The sequence below is a fragment of the Microcoleus sp. Pol11C2 genome (assembly GCF_036701505.1).
GTDB lineage: Bacteria > Cyanobacteriota > Cyanobacteriia > Cyanobacteriales > Microcoleaceae > Microcoleus.
In genome coordinates this window covers 59,015-77,780 of the sequence record NZ_JAUBQX010000002.1, presented here as the reverse complement: position 1 = coordinate 77,780, position 18,766 = coordinate 59,015, and the positions used below count along the sequence as shown (strand labels likewise).

Genomic DNA, 18,766 nt, shown 5'->3' with positions numbered 1-18,766 from the left:
TGGGCCAAGGTTCCCGACATTAGGGTTGTCAGAGTTGATCGGCAGCTCGATCGTCTCATTCTTTTTGTTTGACAGGTGAATTATTGTCACTGAATCAATCGGATGGCAAAAGAAATCTTTGACAGGGTGCCAAATCTCACATCGCCCATCTCTCGAAGGCATTCGGAAAGAAAAAGTCTGATCGAGCAGAATTCTCTCTGTACACTAGCCGGAAACCGAACTTTTTGCCTGTTAATTGGGGGCGAGTGCATCTATGCGATTCTAGCTTCAAGCAACTGCGGTATGTCCACCCGACGCTTTTTGCAGCCTGAAAAATAGGCCTCTGGGCGATGGGGCGCAAGTCGAGCCGAGAATTGAAGATGGAAGTGTGACCTAAATCACAGGCAGTTGCCAAACAAATTGCTGAGCATCTTTAAGTCCATACACTTAGAATCCAGATTAGGACAGTGGCTTCTATAATTGTGTTTAAATGTTGTTCGGAAGCTGTGTTGTCCCGTCAGCAGAGCCCCCTAGACAGATTCACGCTTTCGGTCTGGTTTATTTCACTTTAATGGTCGCTGTTGGGTGTTGCACCTTAATTTAGATATTTCCTATGGTTAAGTTAGGTCAATCCTCCTTTCGCCGTATTTTACTGTCGCGGATTTTGTTGCTCAGCGTACCTGTTCTACTGGTGGGGGAGTATGTTACCTATCGCAAGGCACGCTCGACGCTTCTGGAAACTGCTCGTCAAAACTTGACAGAAAGTGCAGTCAGAAAAGCAGACACTATTGAACAGTGGGCGAAATCGCTGAAGTCGAATCTGATCGGCGCTTCGGAAAGCTCGATGTTGCAGTCGGTAGATCCGAAGGATTATCAAAAGTTTATCGCGCAATTAGGGCAGCGGTTGCCAGCGCAGGTTGATTGCTTGCAATTGACTAATGTAAAGACAAATCAAGTGATAGCAAGCACTTGCGGGCAGCAGCCGATTCAGTCGTTGCCGGCAAAATTTTGGCCACCCGTACAGCAGCAGCAAACGCTGCTGGACGACAAGAGCGTTTACATCAGTCTGTCCTTACCTCCGCAGCGACAGGGGACAGCAAACGATCAGAAGGTGGCTTTGGGGGCTGAGGATTTTCCCGAGGCGGGTAAAGAAGGCTCCGATAGCCAAGCGAGTTTGGTGTTGAGCGCTCCTGTTTACATTCGTCGGGGCAATACCCTGCAGTTGAGTTATGCTTTGAGTTTGCAGTCGGCCTTGCCTGTGCAAACCAGCGCTCCCAAGGGTTCTTTAGCTGGCTATACGGTGGCGATAGACCAAGATGGGACAATTTTGGCCCACCCTAATGTCAACCGCGTGGGCCGCAATATTGACCAAGAGGCAGACGCCGCTCGACTAAAAAGTATTGCCAAAAGGGCGATCGCAGGCGGAACAGCTTTTCTCCATCTATTTTCCTTTGAAAGAAATGGTGTAGAGTTGCTAGCAGGATACGCCGCTATCTCGAGTCCTTCAACTACACAGGAGAACAGCAAGTGGATTATTTTAGCTGTCTCTCGTTTAGATTACGCTCTGTCAGGTTTGGAAGAGATTCAGCAAGTTTTATTTAATTTAATTGTAGGCTTGGTTGCTGCTAGTATCATCGCGACTTTATATCTGTCTCGCGACTTGGCGCGTCCTGTGGAAAAACTGAGAGACTACGCGATGAAAGTAGATACGGAAGCGTCGCAGACAGTGCCCCAAGATTTCCAAATTAGGGAATTTAATCAACTATCAGAAGCACTCAACAGCATGGTGCAGCGCCTTAGATCCTGGGCCAGAGAATTGGAAGTCGCAACCAAAGAAGCGCAAGTTGCCAATCAATTAAAAAATGAATTTTTGGGGAATATTTCTCACGAATTGAGAACGCCACTCAACGGGATTATTGGTTTTATTCAAATTGTGCGGGACGGCTACTGCGATGACCGAGATGAAGAAATGGAATTTTTACAGCGGGCTCACGACTCGTCCATGCAATTGCTCAATATTATTAATGATATTTTGGACATTGCTAAAATAGAATCCGGCACCTTCTCCATGATGTTAGAAGTAGTTGACATTACCCAGGTACTTGAAGACGCGATTGATTTGCAATCGGCTCAAATTGAGGAAAAAGGCTTGAAGTTAAGTTTGCCAGCTCCTCATGATCCGATTATTGTTCATGCCGATCCAGAGAAGCTAAAACAGGTGTTTTTAAATGTTTTGAGCAATGCCGTTAAGTTTACAGAGTCGGGCAGCATTAATATATCGGTGCGGTTAGAATCGAGGACTAATTCTGGTAGTTTTAACGGCAGTGGTGAAAGTACGACGGGTCCTAGCGGTCAAAGCGATTGGGTGGTGGTGACAATTAAAGATACGGGAATTGGTATCGATCCCGAGCACCAGCAGAAATTGTTTCAACCTTTTGTGATGGCTGATGGTTCTACAACTCGCAGGTTTGGCGGTAACGGTTTGGGCTTGGCTATCTCGCGAAGGATAATGGAATCTATGATCGGAAGCATTACCCTGCACAGCGCGGGCGTGAATCAAGGTACTACGGTGATGATTTCTTTGCCTGTCAATCAGCAGTCAAGTTTTTATTTTCACAGCCCCGACTTAGTAACGGAAAAGGGAAATTTCAAAAGTTGAGGAGTGATTTTCCCAATCTAAAATCTAAAATCTAAAATCTAAAATCTAAAATGGTATTAGGGGCTGTCCGCCGAGTTCGAGGGATTTGCTCAAAGTGCTGAGAATGCGGATTAATTCGACCGAGGCCGCGCCGGAAGAGGTAAGACAGGGGGTATTTGTTTCCACGCAGTTGAGGAAGCGATCGCACACTCGCCTCAGCGGTTCTACTTGTTCTAAACTCAACACTTCGCGGTGTCTGATGCTTGTTGGCTGCGGCGCGATCCTCTTCGTTGGCGTAGCCCCCGTAGGGGCGGGCTTCGCTAACGCACTTTCAAAAGAGTTATTCTCTTCGCCTCCCCAATCTGGATTGCCACGCTGCACAATCAGGGGAGTTTCTGGCGACATTTCATCAAAAATCAAGGTTCCCAAACTCCCAACAACTGTTAAGCGCCGTTGTTTGTCAGGATTTAGCCAGCACAGGTGAATAAATGCTTGAAATCCGTCGGGATAAGTAAGCGTTACCCAAACTAAATCTGCTAGTTTTTCTGCCGGATTAGTAGTCAGCAGTGAAGGTAAAAATTGATTTTCAATTTCTGCTGCTTCTTGATTTATTCCTTCTTCCTTCTTCCTTATTCCTTCTTCCTTCGGAAATACAGTACCCATCGCCCTTACTTCAATTGGCGTTTGTTCCAACCAAGTATTGAAAATAGCGATATCGTGAATGGCCAAGTCCCAAAGCACATCAACGTCATGGCGCACCGGTTTAAAATGGGTGCGCTGGGCGTAACCGTAGCGCAATTTTCCAAGTTGATTCTGTTGAATAATTCTTTGGCCTCGATCGACTGCTGGATGAAACAGATAAGTGTGGTCAACGAAGAGTTGCCGCTGCTGTTTTTCGGCTAATTGACAGAGTTCTATTGCTTCAGTGAGGTTGAGGGCGAGGGGTTTTTCTGCTAAGACGTGGTAGCCTTGTTTCAGCGCTGCTGCTGCGAGGGTGTAGTGTGTGGAAGCTGGAGTGGCGATCGCCACAGCTTGCAGTCCCGGCAAGGCTTGCACTTGAGACCAATCGGTAGCTAGAATCACCGAGGCATCCAGATTAAACTGTTTTTGAACGGCCGCCAATGAATCTCGATTCGGGTCTACCACCGCTAAAACTTGGCTATTGGGATGTTCGAGAAAGTTGCGAATTAGGTTAACTCCCCAGCGACCTGTACCCAATACAGCTATTCCGATTTTCATTGATTATAATTTCAAAAATCGCACAGTAATTATAGCATATTTTGTTATTATTATATATGTTTTAATTCAAAAAAATCACTGTTGACTGTTGACTGTTGGCAGTAGTTATTGGTTATTGGTTATTGGTAGCAGCTAACAAATAACCAATAACTGATAACACCAGTCAACAGTCAACAAGCAACAGTCAACAGTCAACAGTCAACTAACTACTGACTATCAACTAATTTATTAAAAGCTACCTGAGCCGCTGCTTGTTCGGCCGCTTTGATTGATCGACCTTTTCCCTCTGCTACCAACTTTCCCTGAATGAGAACTTCTGCGGTAAAACGATCCTCCCCGCCCTGTACTGTCCCGGTTTCTTGGACGCTATATTTGGGCAAAGTTTTGTATTTGCCTTGAGTCAACTCTTGGAGAGCAGCTTTGTAGTTTTGGCGGGCCGGATCGCTGCGGATTTCCGCCGCTAGGCGTTGAAAGTGAGAATCTAGCCAAGGGCGAATTAATTCTAAGCTGTGGGTACTCAAATAAAGCGCAGCCAGTACCGCTTCCAAAGCATCTGCCAGCCGGGGTTCAGCGCCTGTTTTGTCTGCGGCGGCGCTGCTGGAAACAATTAAATAGCGATCGAACCCGTAACTTTCAGCGATTTTAGCAAGAATGCGATCGCTCACCAAGATCGATCGAATAGCAGCAAATTCCCCCACTGTACAGTCGGGATAAATCTCAAACAACAATTCCGACGCCGCCAGCCGCACAACTGCATCCCCGACAAACTCTAGTTGCTCGTAATTTGCCTTAGCTGACGCGCTCGCATGAGTCAAAGCTAAATCGAGGAGATGCCATTTTATCGAAGCATCCTTCGTCAGCCCCAATTTTTGAATTAATGTTTCAAGTTGCTTTTGGCGACCCGGATAAATCATACCATTTTAGATTTTAGATTTTAGATTTTAGAATGACGGATGACTATCCGGGTTTCGAGCTTGTCAAAAGTTGCATTATTTTTTTAAACTTCTATCAGATTCATATTAATAAATTTTTTTTACTTAAAAAACTAAATATTTCTCCGGGTGCTTATGGTGCACCTTACCCCAAATCTTCCTCCGGGTGTGCAGCGCACACCTTTCCCAACATAAAACAGGTTGAAAGGATTTGTTGACCTTATTCCCAACCGGTAATTTTAATTAAATGGGGGGGAAAAAGTCGGACATAAGCCGGGTTCTGTTCTCTCCACTGCAAGCAGTTTTCGAGGGCAGTTATCTATCTGGGGCGCCTGTTACCAGACGCCTCAAGCGGTACCAAAAAACGGAACTGGTAAAAAACCAACCATAGTTCCTCCGACCTTGCTCCCAACTGGGGTTTACCGAGCCAGCACCTCTCGATGCTGCTGGTGCGCTCTTACCGCACCTTTGCACCCTTACCCCCTCACACTTTGCGATTTTCGATGCTTGATTTTTGATTCAATCTCAAATCTCAAATCGGGGGGCGGTATCTTTCTGTGGCACTATCCTCACGATCGCTCGCACTGGGCGTTACCCAGCAAGTTTGGTTTTTCGGGAGCCCGGACTTTCCTCAGACAAGCTTTCGCTCATCCGCAACCGCCTGCGCCTACTTTTTCCCCAGATTTATTGTACGCGATCGTTCGTCAATCAATTTGGGATTTGAGATTGAATATTTTAACTTGTCGCCCACTTAATTTGGACATTTGTGTTTATTCAAACTCTTGTACGGTGGGCCCGAAAACCCGCCCAACAATTAAATTTCCCTGCAGCTCCCCTTAAAATCACTCACGGATGAATCAGGAGGATAAAAATTTGGCAATTATCATCCAAGGATTTATCGCACGGATTCAACTAGGGGCAGGAAACCTTTTTACCTAACAAAATTTTGAATTTTTCAATATTCAATCCTAAATCTCAAATCTTCAATTCGGTTACTTTAATGAGTCATCTTTGATAGTAGAAAAATTATCAAACCAGCCGCGCCGCCAGAAAAAGTACACTAAACCCGATGCGATCGCTAGCATCATCGCCCAACAAAGCGGATAGCCAAAATACCAATTCAGTTCCGGCATATTCCAAGGCGATTTCTCTGTATTGAAATTCATCCCGTATACTCCAGCCACAAAAGTTAGAGGAATAAATATACTCGAAATAACCGTCAGCAATTTCATGATTTCATTCATTTTATTACCAACCGAAGACAAGTAAACATCCATCAAACCCGACGACAACTCTCGATATGTTTCCACCATATCCATCACCTGCACTGTGTGATCGTAACAGTCGCGCAGGTAAATTCGCACCTCTGGACTAATTAAATCACTGCTATCTCGAATTAAAACATTAATTGCATCCCGCTGCGGCCAAATGGCGCGGCGCAGAGTCAGCAATTCTCGCCGGATTTTATAGATTTTTTCCAGGGTTTTGCGGGTGGGGTTCACCACCACTTCATCCTCTAGTTCTTCAATGCGCTCTCCATAAACTTCTAATACAGGGAAGAATCCATCTATAATCGAATCTAACAGAGTATAAGCCAGATAATCTGCTCCGTGTTTACGAATCATTCCTTGTCCTTTACGAATGCGATCGCGCACGGGACCAAAACAATCATAGTCGGGTTCTTCCTGAACAGTTAGCAGGTAATGCTTGCCCAAAATAAAACTTACTTGTTCTTTATGAAAAGTATCTGCTTCTGGATGCAGCATCACCATCCAAGCAATGATTAAAATGTGTTCTTCATAATCTACAACTTTCGGTCGCTGGGGAACATTAACTACATCTTCCTGAGCCATTACGTGCAAATTAAATACTTCGGCCATTTGCCGCCAAGTTTCTTTGTTTCCTAATCCCAACATATCAACCCAAGAAACAGATGCTGTATCTAAATACGCAGCACCTTCTTGAGGATTTGCCAAGTGAGCGCGAGTAGCTGCTGTTTCGCAATAGTCAATTAATACAATCTCGGGAGGTGGTGCATCGGGTTCTAAGTCGAGAGTTCCCGGCGGAGCCCCCTGATCGTCATAAAAATAGTCAACGTAGGAATCATCATCATCCTCATCATCTTTAATTTGTTTGGCAACAGCATTAGAAGTATGTATGCTTTTGTATACCATGCTAATATTCCTGACTTTTAGAATCTTTAATTAGATTATCATTTTTCTCGTGCAACTACCAATTACCAATGACTCATTACCTCTGCCGAATTGGAATCTCGATCGCAAATTCAGTTCCCTCTCCCGGCGCGGAAATGCACTGCAGCGTCCCTCCGTGTCTTTCCACCACAATCTGATAGGAGATAGACAGTCCCAAGCCTGTACCTTTGCCTACTGGTTTAGTAGTAAAAAACGGGTCAAATACCCGACACTTAACAGACTCTGCCATTCCACACCCGTTATCGGAAATTACGATCGCAACCCGATTGTTCTTCAACACCTCCGTGCGAATCCGAATCCAAGGCAATGCGTCGCCACTTAAAGGTAAAGCCGGAAAATCTTGCCCTTCCTCTTCCGAATAACTCGCCAAGTCCAACTTCCTATGCCTGACATCCGCTAAAGCATCAATAGCATTATTTAAAATATTCATAAAAACTTGATTTAACTGTCCAACGTAGCACTGTATCGGCGGCAATTTTCCATATTCTTTAACTATTTCAATTTGGCGATTTCTGCCATTTTCTTTAATTTTGTGTTGCAAAATTAACAGAGCGCTGTCTATGCCTTCGTGGATATCAACACGCTTGATATCAGATTCTTCCAGGCGGGAAAAGTTGCGTAAAGACAGAACAATTTGGCGAATGCGATCTGCTCCATTTTGAATTGAATTCAGGAGATGCGGGAAATCCTCTTTCATAAATTCCCATTCTATTTCTTCAGCCAACTCTGCGATAACAGCAACAGGTTTCGGGTAATGTGTTTGGTACAAACTGCACAGTGCCAGCAAGTTTTTGGCATACTCACTAGCGTAAGTGATATTACCGTAAATAAAACTGACAGGATTATTGATTTCGTGAGCAATTCCCGCGACTAGCTGCCCCAAACCCGACATTTTTTCCGCTTGAATTAGTTGAGCTTGAGTCCTGCCTAATTGTTTCAATGTTTGCTCTAGCTGGCGATTTTTATGTTTTAATTGAGCTTCTGCTTGTTTGCGCTTGGTAATATTACGGGCGATAGCGATCGCTTGATTCGAGTTAAAAGGCAGCAATCTCGCTTCATAAGTTTCTTCTCCTGTCGGCATAGGTAGCGAATACTCAATATTAATTGGAGTTCGTTTTTCTGAAACTTCAAGCATTGCCATCTCGAATTCGCTAGCGGCGGTTTTCGGCAATATATCGGTCATTCGTTTGCCCACCAAATACTCTGGACTGAGGTACAAATCCGAGGAATTTCCTGACAAGTAGTCCAAAATAATGCCGTCAGTATTGAGCCGGAAATACAAATCTGGTAATGCCAGGAAAACAGCTTCCAACTCGGAAGTTTTTTGGCGCAATGCTTCTTGAGCGCAGTAGCGATCGCTAATATCAAAAATCACCCCGTCCAAATAGCAAACGTTTCCATCTGCGTCGAACACAGGAGAACCTTTATCCCACACCCATTTAACCGTGCCGTCTGCTGCTAGCAAGCGGTATTCCAAGTTATAAGACTCTTTGTTTTCTATGCCTTGCCGAATAGTTGCTTCTACTTTTGCCAAATCTTGGGGGTAAATAATGCTAGCAAAACTCCGGCATCTCCTGTCCAAAAGCCACATAAAATCTGCCGCCTGGTAGCCAGTTAATAAGTAAACGGCATCGCTAATAAAATTAGTCGAAAAATCGCACTTCCAGCGATAAACCACGCCGGGAATATTAGCTACCAAAGACCTAAATCTTGATTCACTTCTACGCAAAGCTGCTTCCGATTCATGTCGTTCGGTAATATCGTGAGCGAAACTCAGCACTGCAAATACATTACTTTCAGCGTCGCGCAGGGGAAGTTTTTGGGTATCAAAAATATGTACTGAACCGTCAGCAAGTGTTGCCGCATCGCAGGGATTGTGGATGATGTCGCCGGCCAGTACAGCAGAGTCGTCTGTGCGGAAGCCTCGGATATTTTGGACGCAATTCCCAAACACGATATCTTCTGAAAATCCTAATTCTAAATCGGATTTCCCAATTATTTGTTCTACTGTTTTGCCGATACCTTGAGCGAAACTCCTGTTTGCCAAAATATAGCGAAAATTTTTGTTTTTGGCAAAAATCCAGTCGCTGGTTTTGTCTATTACTGTGCGTAGGAGTTGTTCGGAACGTTCGGTTTTTTCCAACGACGCCTGCAGTTCTAGTTCTAGGCACTTGCGAGCAGTAATGTTTTCAAAAGCAACACCGACGCAGTTGTTGGGTAATGGAAAAGCTTTAATAGAAAAAGCGCGAGTTATTCTGCCGCCTTCATCGCAGTCAATATCTTCAAGTTCTACGGCTTTCTGGCTGCGAATTACCGAAGCAAATGCTTGGGGAATGTTTTTCGATCGCAGGTGGGGAAAAATTTCGTCGATTGTCATTCCCAAAACATCCGCCATTTCTAATCCGGTAAACAGGGTAGCAGCGGGATTCGAGGCGATCGCCCTGAGAGTGCTGTCATCGTCTATATTTTCTAAATGGTAGACGTACAAACCAATTTGCATATTCTCCACAATTTGGTCGTAGAGGCGCACGCTTTCGTCTACCTGCCTGCGTTCGGTGATATCTTCAGTAATACCTAAAACGTACTGAGGGCGGCCTGCGGCGTCGAGAATTGGCACTTTACGGGTGTGCAGTATTCTCATACCTTTGTGGCGAGTTTGGATCGGCTCTTCGGCTATGTCTTTAACAGTAGATTGGTTATGATCGCCAGTCAATATTTCTCTGTCTTGAGCAGTGAAAACATCAGCTTGTTCTTTGGGGTAAATATCGTAGTCATTTTTGCCGATCGCCTCTTGAGAGGTAACACCTGCGATCGTTTCTCCGGCTTTATTCCACAGCACAAATTTCAGCGAAGAAGCATCTTTAGCAAAAACTCCCACCGGCAGATTTTCTACTACGGAATTGAGGAAGCCTCTAGCTGATTTTAATTCAGCTTCTGCACGCTTGCGTTCGATGCCTAAAGCGATGACATCGGCAACCGATGCTAAAGTTTCCTGAAACGGTCTTGTCAGGGGCTGGCGGCTGATAATTACCATGACTCCCACCAGCCGTTCTTCGACTATCAAAGGGTAGCCGGCGAAGGTGAGAATTTGCTTAGGTATTGGGCAATTTGTCGGCTTTTGGCTGGTGTTGATAATTGCTACTTCGGAACTCTGTACCTCTTTTGGTTTCGCAGATTCTTCCTCTGGGAAGCCAAAATTCTTCAGTTCAAATCCGCAGTCAAATTCCGGTTTTTGCTGTTTGGCGATCGAGTTCACCTTACTTTCAATAAAGCTAGCCCGATCGTCTGTGCGACTGTATATTCCCGAGGATGCTTGCAATTGCCAAAGATTATGTTGAGAGTTGAAAGTCCAAATTTCAGCAGAAGCGACATCAATATTCTGCACCATTGCCTCGCAGCAGGGAAGCAGGATATCTTGAGGGTGTTTGGTGAGGGCAATACCCACATCGGCTACCATTGCTGTGAGGCGAGAAGCTTGGGCTTTTTCTGCTTCCAATCGTTTGCGATCGGTGATATCTTCCACCAAAGAAAGCACAGTAAAAGTGTCGCCGCTGCGAATAATCGAGTTGAACCAACGACACCAAATTACCTGCCCGCTTTTAGTATAGTTGCGGTTAATTGAAGTATTGCCGTTGCCAGTGGCTAGTTCAAGCTCGATCGCGCTTACAGCCTCTCTATCTTCCTCGCAAACCAAAGCCAAATCGCCGAACTGCTTGCCCATCATCTCATCGGATGTCCAGCCAAAGATTTCCTCGGCCCGTTTCGACCACTGAACGATGCGAAAATCTTCATCCCAGCCTACCATTGCCAGGGGACTGTTAGCTGCATTCAACCACAGTAAATGGTTCGATCGGCGTAACTGTTGAGTTTTCTGCTGCTGCCAGCGGTAGTGCCTGGTGATATCTCTACCGACGCCCAAAACCCGCATCTGGTTGCTAGAGGCATCCACCGCTGGCGTGTAAGCAGTTTCGTAAATTTTAATCCCGCCGTCGGCCGCCGTCACCTCATGAATTGCCAGCCGTTTTTCCCCGGTTATAAATACTTGTTGCAGGCAGGAATCAATCTGCGAGATTATATTTTTGACAGCAGCATTATTGGGATATAATTTTAATAATTCCTGATTAGTTTGGTTGACTATTTCAGTAGGCTCCAATCCCATCCAAGCAGCAGCGACAGGATTGATCGATAGATACTTTTGCTGTCGATCGCACTCTAGGAAAGCATCAACAGAGTTAGAGAAAAAAGACTGAAACGAGTTGATAACTTCCTGCATGGGTATTTTTTCATGAGAAAAGCTTAGTATTACCGAAACCTAGTGTCTGTAGACCGATCGAGGAAACACTCATCAGGCAGTTTTCACCGCCTTGAATATTGATTGTGGCTACAGGGGGATTCTTAGTGGATTGGTACTTTTGCGATCAATTTTCAACGGAACAATTACCGTTTAAAACATTTCACCGGCGATCGGATAGCAGCTTGGGCTTACAGTCATATTTTTGATAACGTAATCAGTTAAGACGATAGCTAGTCAACTATCTCTTTTGATTAGGGCATAAAGCCCCATCTCTTCCGAGCGGGGTGCTGACATTGCTTAAGCTCTAAAATTTTCCTAAAGTTAGTTTAACCCACTCAAATCTTTTTGGGCACTGTACTGCTGCGTTTCCCGGTGCAATTTTCGGCGCTGTTCCCTATAATACAAAAATTTTAAAGAATATAGTATTTTGGGGAATAGAGCTTAATTACAGCAGATGATCTTTTTTTAAACCAGACCCAGCGGATACAAAAGCGAGATGGAGAGACCGAGAGACGGGGAGGCGGGCAGAGGTTAATCCACAACCTGCGAGAAAAATGCTTCAGAAATGCCAGACAGCTTACCGATTCCCAATTCCCAATTCCCGATTTTCAATTCTCGATTCGCAATTCCCAATTCGGTAATCTGAAAGCGGTTTGGCAGTACGCGAAGCAAAGAACGCAAGCCGTGCAAAGCCATGTAACATAAAGATTGCGATATTTTTCTATGTAATATGGAACTATTAGATACCTTGATTGTGGGTGCGGGTATTAGCGGTTTGAGTTTGGCGCACGCACTTCACAAGGAAGCAACGAGTCCATCCTCGCTGAAGATTTTAGTCGCTGAGAGTCAAGGACGTGTGGGCGGGAACATCACCACTGTGACAGCGGGGGGGTTTCTCTGGGAGGAGGGCCCGAACAGTTTTTCGCCGACGCCAGAATTGATGAAGTTGGCTGTGGATGTGGGATTGAAGCAGGAGTTGATTTTTGCCGATCGCAAATTGCCTCGTTATGTTTATTGGCAAAAAAAGCTGCAACCGGTGCCGATGACTCCACCGGCGATGATTCAGTCTCAGTTACTGAGTTTTCCGGGAAAACTGCGGGCGTTGTTCGGGGCTTTGGGGTTTGTCGGGCCGGCAATGGGTGCTGGACTTTCGCAGCAGGGTGACGAGGAAACTGTTTCTCAATTTTTCCGCCGTCATCTCGGTACGGAAGTGATGCAGCGGTTGGTGGAACCTTTTGTTTCGGGGGTTTATGCCGGCGATCCGCAACAACTTAGCGCGGCGGCGGCTTTTGGCCGGGTAGCAAAGATGGCTGATTTGGGTGGCGGGCTGATGGCGGGGGCGCTGCTTTCTGCTAGGAAAAGACCGAAGCCAATGCCTGCAGACCCGAATGTTCCTAAGACTAGACCGGGGGAGTTGGGTTCGTTCAAACAGGGGTTGAAGGCTCTGCCAGAGGCGATCGCTGCTCAATTGGGCGATCGAGTGAAACTCAATTGGCACTTGACTCGCCTCCAGCGTACAGAACGCGAAACTTACATTGCTGTATTCTCGACGCCCGACGGACAGCAGGAAGTTGAGGCGCGCACCGTGGTTTTGACAACGCCCGCTTACGTTACAGCCGATTTGTTGCAACCTCTGCAACCGAAAGTTAGCAGTGCTTTACAAGCTTTTACTTATCCTACGGTTGCCTGCGTTGTGCTAGCATACCCGCAGTCTGATGTCAAGGGTAAATTAGTAGGTTTTGGAAATTTAATTCCGAGGGGGCAGGGAATTCGCACTCTAGGGACGATTTGGACATCGAGTTTATTTGCCGATCGCGCGCCTGCAGGGTGGCAAACTCTCAGTAGTTACATCGGCGGGGCTACTGATTCGGAAATTGGCAATCTCGACTCAGAACAAATCGTTCGGGAGGTACACCGAGATTTGTCTCGGATTTTGCTGAAACCAGATGTGCCACAGCCCAAAGTTTTAGCGGTGAATGTGTGGAAGCGGGCGATTCCTCAGTACAATTTGGGTCATTTCGATCGCCTGCAACAAATCGATGAGGGCTTAAAATCTTTGCCTGGGCTGTATTTGTGCAGCAACTACGTTGGCGGAGTGGCTTTGGGAGATTGCGTGCGAAGGGGTTTTGAGCGTGCACGAGAAGTGGGCGAGTATTTGCAGAACAAACAATCAGATACTCGATCGATCTGAATTATTGTGTCGGGAGGGCGGGTTTACAAATATCGAGTATGTTAATCCGAGATATTGGTGAACCCGCACCTACAGCCTTCTGCCTTCATATCCGCTGCCCAATGCCGAATGTTACTAGGTTGTGGGTTCAAACTTGTAACCCACCCCCCTAACGGTTTGAATCATCGAAATTTGAGTGGCATCTGGTTCAATTTTGCGGCGAATTTGACCTATATGGACATCCACCACGCGATCGGCTCCTACATACTCGTAGTCCCACACTTCATGCAGCAATTCCGATCGCCTCCACACGCGACCGGGTTTGCTGGCCAAACAGTACAGCAGGTCGAATTCTAAAGCAGTCAAAGCAACTATCTGACTGCCGAGAATTACCTCGCGGCGAACCGGATCTATTAGTAGCTCTCCAAAAGTAAGAGTTTGTTGTTCGGCGGGAGTAACAATGCGTTTGCGCTTCAAAATTGCTGCAACGCGAGCTCCAATTTCTACAAGACTAAAAGGTTTAGTAATGTAGTCGTCAGCACCTTCGGCAAACCCTTTCATTTTGTCAGCTTCATCGGTTCGGGCAGTCAGCATCAACACAAACACGCCGGTGCGTCTTTGCATTTCTTGACACAGTTTGTAGCCAGTTGTATCAGGTAAATTTACATCTAGAACTACTAAGTCAGGATTGAGTTGCTCAAATAATTCCAGACCAGTCTGACCGTCCTCGCCAGACTCAACTTGATAACCTTGCTGGCTCAAAAAACGGTGAATTAAATTTCGGATTGCCGGGTCGTCATCAACCACAAGGATTTTTACAGGGGCCATGACCACAAGTTTGCTTGAAGAATTAGGCAAGAATATTCAGCCATAATAATAGAAAACTGGATACAAATCTCGAAAAAATTGAGCTTTTAATAGTTATAGCCCTATTTATAACCTACGCAAAATTTCAGGCAATAAATCTCCAGGAACTTTGGATAAGGCTAAATTTTGGCCTGGCAGCCCACATTCACTATAGAAAGCTCTAATCGTTTTGACAATATAGCTCAATGCTGTTTGCCTGGAATCAGCAGCTTGGGAGTTTGCCGGGGCTTGCAGGTTGAGTTTATCCCCATATGTTAACCCTTTGTCATTGAGATGTTGTCCCCATTCGGCGCACACTTGCAACTGGTGGTGCAGTGCTGCTTCTAGATGGCTTGTCTGTGCAGCTTTATTAGCGGCAAAATCTGGTTCTATGGCTAGTTGATAGTGGGCTAGTCCGAGATTGTTGCGGGCGGCCAAGGCGTCAAAGGTGAGTTGGGTTCGATCGAGCTCTCCGGCGATATCCAGGGCGGCTTCGTAGGCGATAATCGCCTGCTGCAATGATTCCGTCCGCGCTCGTTTCTGCTGAAACTGGTTCGCCAAATGCCAATAAGCGGTACCGAGATTATTGTAGGTGGCGGCTGCTGCTGCGGGTACTAATTCTCGGGTGCGGTATTTCAATGCTTCGCGGTAGGCGGAAATCGCCCTGACTAGCAGGGGTTCTGAGGGTTCGTGCTGGGCGAGGTTCCAGCAGGCGGTACCGAGGTTGTTTTGCACTCCGGCATAGTTGAGGGGTTCTCGTTCGGGACTGTAGCAGGAGAGGGCTTGGGTGTAAGCTGCGATCGCGCTTTTGAGATATACGATCGGCTCACCATCTTGGGCTAAATTCCAGTATGCTGTCGCCAAATTATTCTGAGCAGCAGCGTACTGCTGGGGTTCCACGGCGGGGTCTAGATCCAGCAGCGCTTGTTGGTAAGCTGCAACTGCGTGCTGCAAGTTCTCTGTCTTGTCTCGATAGCGGGCTAAATCGGCCGAGGCGATTCCCAAATTTTTGTTTAATCTAACGCGGGTTTGGGGTAGGGTTTCGCTATCTGTTCGGTTCAAACCTTCAAGGTAGAGGGCGATGCTGCGTTCAAGGCTGGATACTGGATCTGAGGCGTTGAGGGCATTGGTGCGATCGCGCGACAGCATCCAGTAGAGAGTGCCGAGATCGTTAAGCAGATCGGAAATTGGCGGTAGGCTGTTGGACTCCTGGGCGTACTGAGTTAAATTTTGTGTCAATTGGGCAATCAGCCGCGCGCATTCCTCAGTTAGTGGTTGATTTTGCTGCGAGTTGCTGTCAACGTCGAGATACGCAATCACTTGTTCGATCGCGCGAATGGCTATTGTCAAGTTTTGCTCTGAAATGTCTCCGCCCAGAATGCGATCGCGGTAGTAATTCCCCAAACTGTGATAAGCCAAAGCCAAGGCCTCGCAAGAACACTGATGTTCTTGCAGCAGTTCGATGTATTGCAGAGTTTGCAGCGGCAGAAAATTGTCCTCCGATGCGGCATCATTTTCTGCTTCCAACTCCTCAGAAGCCGCTGCTAGCACCAAATCTGCCAGTTGGACGGATTTAGAATCTGGCGCTGGGGACGGGGGATGGGAAATTGGGGATTGTTCGTCCTCTGTCAGTTGGACGGATTTAGAATCTGGCGCTGGGGACGGGGGATAGGAAATTGGGGATTGTCGATCGGGAATTGGGGATTGTTCGTCGGGAATTGGGTATTGTCCAGACAAAGAAGGTATTAAAAGTTGGTTGCCAAAGTCTCCGTTGTCCCGTAAGTTTCGCAAGTCTCCGGAGTTCCCGAAGTCATCAAAGTGCCCGAAGTCTCCCTTAGCTGGAGTTGGTTCGCCTTCAAACTCAAATACTCCGGTTCGCCAGTGCCAAAATTCCGGGGCGGAGTGCTCGATCGAACTCAGCCAGGGCAGCGACACCCACAGCAACACAGTAGATTCGCACATTTGCAGGTTTGCTTCGATGTCTCTCAAATAGCTCAGGAACGACCACTGCACTGCTGCTGACTGCCTGGTCAGGTGTTCTGCCCCGAGAATTTGAAATCCCGGCAAACGGCTGTAGCTGCCTCTGTTTTGCGGCGGTGGGTGTTGGGTCAGCCACGCGGCGATCGAACCCCAAGGATTTGGATCGCTCAAGTCAAGTTCCAAACTGACAAATCGGGGGTAGTGGAGCGGGGAGCGAGGATCGGAGCCTGCGCTCTCTGCTGCTAATTCTGTCTGCAAGCGGGCTGCCAGACAGTCCCGCAAGCACAAGTCGTCGCAGGCGGCGATAAAAATTTGACGGCGTAAATTGAGGTCGATCGCCTGTTTCAAGCGTTGGTAGATCAGCTTGTTCGAGCTAGAAACTTTTTGGGAAGGAATAGACATCAGGGTCAGCCGATTTTAGAATTTAGATTTTAGGTTTTAGGTTTTAGATTTTGGATTGTAGATTTTAGATTGTAGAGTTAAGAGTTGAAATCTCGATCGCTCATAACTCACAACTAAGCCCCGAAGGCAGTTAATCGCACCGGTGATGACTAAAGGATTGTAGATTTTCAATTGGCAATTTTATGTGGGTGGCGAACCAGTGTGATTAAGTGCAACCCAAGTCCCTGAAGCTGACAGCCGAGAGCAAAGAACCAAATTTCTGCTGGTCTTATATCGTTTCCGGTTGGATGGGAATGATCGAGTCAAGGTCAATAATTCCACATTCCCCCACTGCCCACTGCCCACTCCCTACTCCCTACTCCCCATCCCGAACGGTGTTAACGGAATTGATATTATTTAGCTTTCCAGCTTGCTCGGCACGCTTCAGGATTGTCGCAACTACCTGCTTTGTATTGAAACACAAAAACCATGTTTCCATTGGTGGGAAAACATGGTTTGTTCAATGATTATTTAAAATTGCGATTTGAATCAGCTTTGAGTCTCAGCCCAGCTTTTAGACGGAAGCAGCCACAAACACCAAACCCGCGACCAACATGGCTGCTGCAATTCCCATGATGATATAGTTCCGTTGCTGATTTTTGTTGGGAGGTACGGCTTCATACACCTTCGGCTCTTTAGCAAAGTTGTTCAGGCGTCCATCGTCATCTTTGATGTAAGGCATCAGTCACAATCCTTAATATTTTTGATGTTTACAACTGTACCAAAAAAGCGCCCAGGAAAATTCTGCCATTTATTTGGAGGTGACAGTGCCTGTTTGGGGAGAAGAGGCGATCGCGTAATCTTTGATCGGCATTCTGCCTGCTAAGTACGCCATCCGCCCCGCTTCTGCTGCCATTCCCATTGCTTTTGCCATTGCCGGGGAATTTTGGGCATTGGCGATCGCGGAATTAATCAACAGTGCATCGGCTCCCATTTCCATTGCTCGGGCTGCTTCGCTGGGCGTTCCGATCCCCGCATCGACTACCACCGGAACATTTACCGTGTCAATAATTATTTGAATGTTGGCCGCATTGTTGATCCCTTGCCCTGAACCGATGGGCGAACCTAAAGGCATGACTGTCGCACAACCGACTTCTTCGAGGCGTTTCGCCAGCAAGGGATCGGCATTGATGTAAGGCAAAACGGCAAAACCTTCTTTGACTAATTGTTCTGCTGCTTCCAAAGTGCCGATCGGATCTGGCAGCAAATATTTAGCATCGGGAATCACTTCTAATTTGACAAAATTATTGTCTTCTTGCCCTAAAAGTTTCGCCATTTCCCGGCCCAAACGAGCTACTCTAATCGCCTCATCCGCAGTTTGACAACCGGCAGTATTTGGCAGCATCCAAATTTTCGTCCAATCAAGAGCCTCTGCCAATCCTTCATGACCGGGAGCATTTGTTTGCACTCGCCGCACAGCTACAGTCACAATCTCGCACCTGCTAGCGTTGACACTTTGCTGCATTTCTGCAATGCTGCGATATTTTCCCGTACCCGTCATCAAGCGAGAATGAAAAGTTTTGCCGGCAATAACCAGAGGTTTATCGAAAGATTGAGTGGCTGTATCTACTGGATAGCCAAAAATGCTGTTCTCAAGTGCCTCTGGCCGGTGTACTGTGCCACCCATCATCTCTTCAAGCTGCCGACCTTCTTCTCTGGTTAGATCGTCGCGGGTAACAGCATATAAAATTTGCCCAACTGTCATCAATTTGGCATCTCGCGACATATTATTTTTTAAGCTGGTTTGTATAATTTCTTCAAATTCCTTAAAAACGTCTTTCATTTTCCCATTCCTCCCTAGTAAGTTTTTGATTTTTTTCGCTTGCGAATACTAATATAATGGTTTCAATCAGTTGGATTTCGTCCTATAAAAAGCTTTTCGGAGACCGCCGTTTATATTCCAAAACTCGTAAGTTTTTCGATTGACATGAATAATTACGACTGCCACGCCTTGACTTTTTGCCCTGCTGATTCGTTCTTGAACTCGATATCTGATGTTTTAAGTCTCTTCTGTCAACTCCTTAAATTCGCAAA

At 46.4% G+C, this 18,766-nt stretch carries 11 protein-coding genes and 1 other RNA gene; 2 read left to right on the top strand and 10 right to left on the bottom strand.

Annotation, left to right across the window (positions count from 1 at the left end; translation table 11 throughout):
* Nucleotides 1-592 precede the first annotated feature (592 nt).
* On the top strand, nt 593-2,638 hold the full coding sequence (locus tag QUA42_RS01855; protein WP_333134589.1) for an ATP-binding protein: 2,046 nt from the start codon (nt 593-595) through the stop codon (nt 2,636-2,638).
* A 45-nt stretch (nt 2,639-2,683) separates the two neighbouring features.
* On the opposite strand, the gene QUA42_RS01850 is transcribed toward QUA42_RS01855, so the two are convergent.
* The 6 genes from QUA42_RS01850 to QUA42_RS01825 form a co-directional block, all read right to left on the bottom strand.
* Nucleotides 2,684-3,856: a Gfo/Idh/MocA family oxidoreductase gene (locus QUA42_RS01850; protein WP_333134587.1), complete on the bottom strand. Its 1,173-nt coding sequence runs from the start codon at nt 3,854-3,856 to the stop codon at nt 2,684-2,686.
* A 206-nt stretch (nt 3,857-4,062) separates the two neighbouring features.
* On the bottom strand, nt 4,063-4,770 hold the full coding sequence (rnc, locus tag QUA42_RS01845) for a ribonuclease III (protein WP_333134585.1): 708 nt from the start codon (nt 4,768-4,770) through the stop codon (nt 4,063-4,065).
* 272 nt (nt 4,771-5,042) lie between these two features.
* An RNA gene (gene rnpB / locus QUA42_RS01840) (RNase P RNA component class A) lies at nt 5,043-5,462 on the bottom strand.
* 318 nt (nt 5,463-5,780) lie between these two features.
* Complete coding sequence (gene corA, locus QUA42_RS01835) at nt 5,781-6,962, bottom strand: magnesium/cobalt transporter CorA (RefSeq protein WP_333134584.1); 1,182 nt, start codon at nt 6,960-6,962, stop codon at nt 5,781-5,783.
* A 76-nt stretch (nt 6,963-7,038) separates the two neighbouring features.
* Complete coding sequence (locus tag QUA42_RS01830) at nt 7,039-11,274, bottom strand: PAS domain S-box protein (protein WP_333134582.1); 4,236 nt, start codon at nt 11,272-11,274, stop codon at nt 7,039-7,041.
* A 552-nt stretch (nt 11,275-11,826) separates the two neighbouring features.
* Nucleotides 11,827-11,991, bottom strand: a complete 165-nt coding sequence (locus QUA42_RS01825) for a hypothetical protein (protein WP_333134580.1) — start codon at nt 11,989-11,991, stop codon at nt 11,827-11,829.
* A 34-nt stretch (nt 11,992-12,025) separates the two neighbouring features.
* On the opposite strand from QUA42_RS01825, the gene hemG reads away from it, so the two are divergent.
* Nucleotides 12,026-13,486: a protoporphyrinogen oxidase gene (gene hemG / locus QUA42_RS01820; RefSeq protein ID WP_333134578.1), complete on the top strand. Its 1,461-nt coding sequence runs from the start codon at nt 12,026-12,028 to the stop codon at nt 13,484-13,486.
* Between the two features lie 114 nt (nt 13,487-13,600).
* On the opposite strand, the gene QUA42_RS01815 is transcribed toward hemG, so the two are convergent.
* The 4 genes from QUA42_RS01815 to QUA42_RS01800 form a co-directional block, all read right to left on the bottom strand.
* Nucleotides 13,601-14,293: a response regulator transcription factor gene (locus QUA42_RS01815; RefSeq protein ID WP_333036365.1), complete on the bottom strand. Its 693-nt coding sequence runs from the start codon at nt 14,291-14,293 to the stop codon at nt 13,601-13,603.
* A 105-nt stretch (nt 14,294-14,398) separates the two neighbouring features.
* A complete protein-coding gene (locus QUA42_RS01810; protein ID WP_333134576.1) occupies nt 14,399-16,693 on the bottom strand; it encodes a hypothetical protein in 2,295 nt (764 codons plus the stop codon).
* Between the two features lie 553 nt (nt 16,694-17,246).
* Nucleotides 17,247-17,414 (bottom strand): photosystem II assembly protein Psb34, encoded by a 168-nt coding sequence (gene psb34 / locus QUA42_RS01805; protein WP_015177107.1) that lies wholly within the window; start codon nt 17,412-17,414, stop codon nt 17,247-17,249.
* A 69-nt stretch (nt 17,415-17,483) separates the two neighbouring features.
* Nucleotides 17,484-18,515, bottom strand: coding sequence for a thiazole synthase (locus QUA42_RS01800; RefSeq protein ID WP_333134574.1), 1,032 nt, complete (start codon nt 18,513-18,515; stop codon nt 17,484-17,486).
* Between the last annotated feature and the right edge of the window lie 251 nt (nt 18,516-18,766).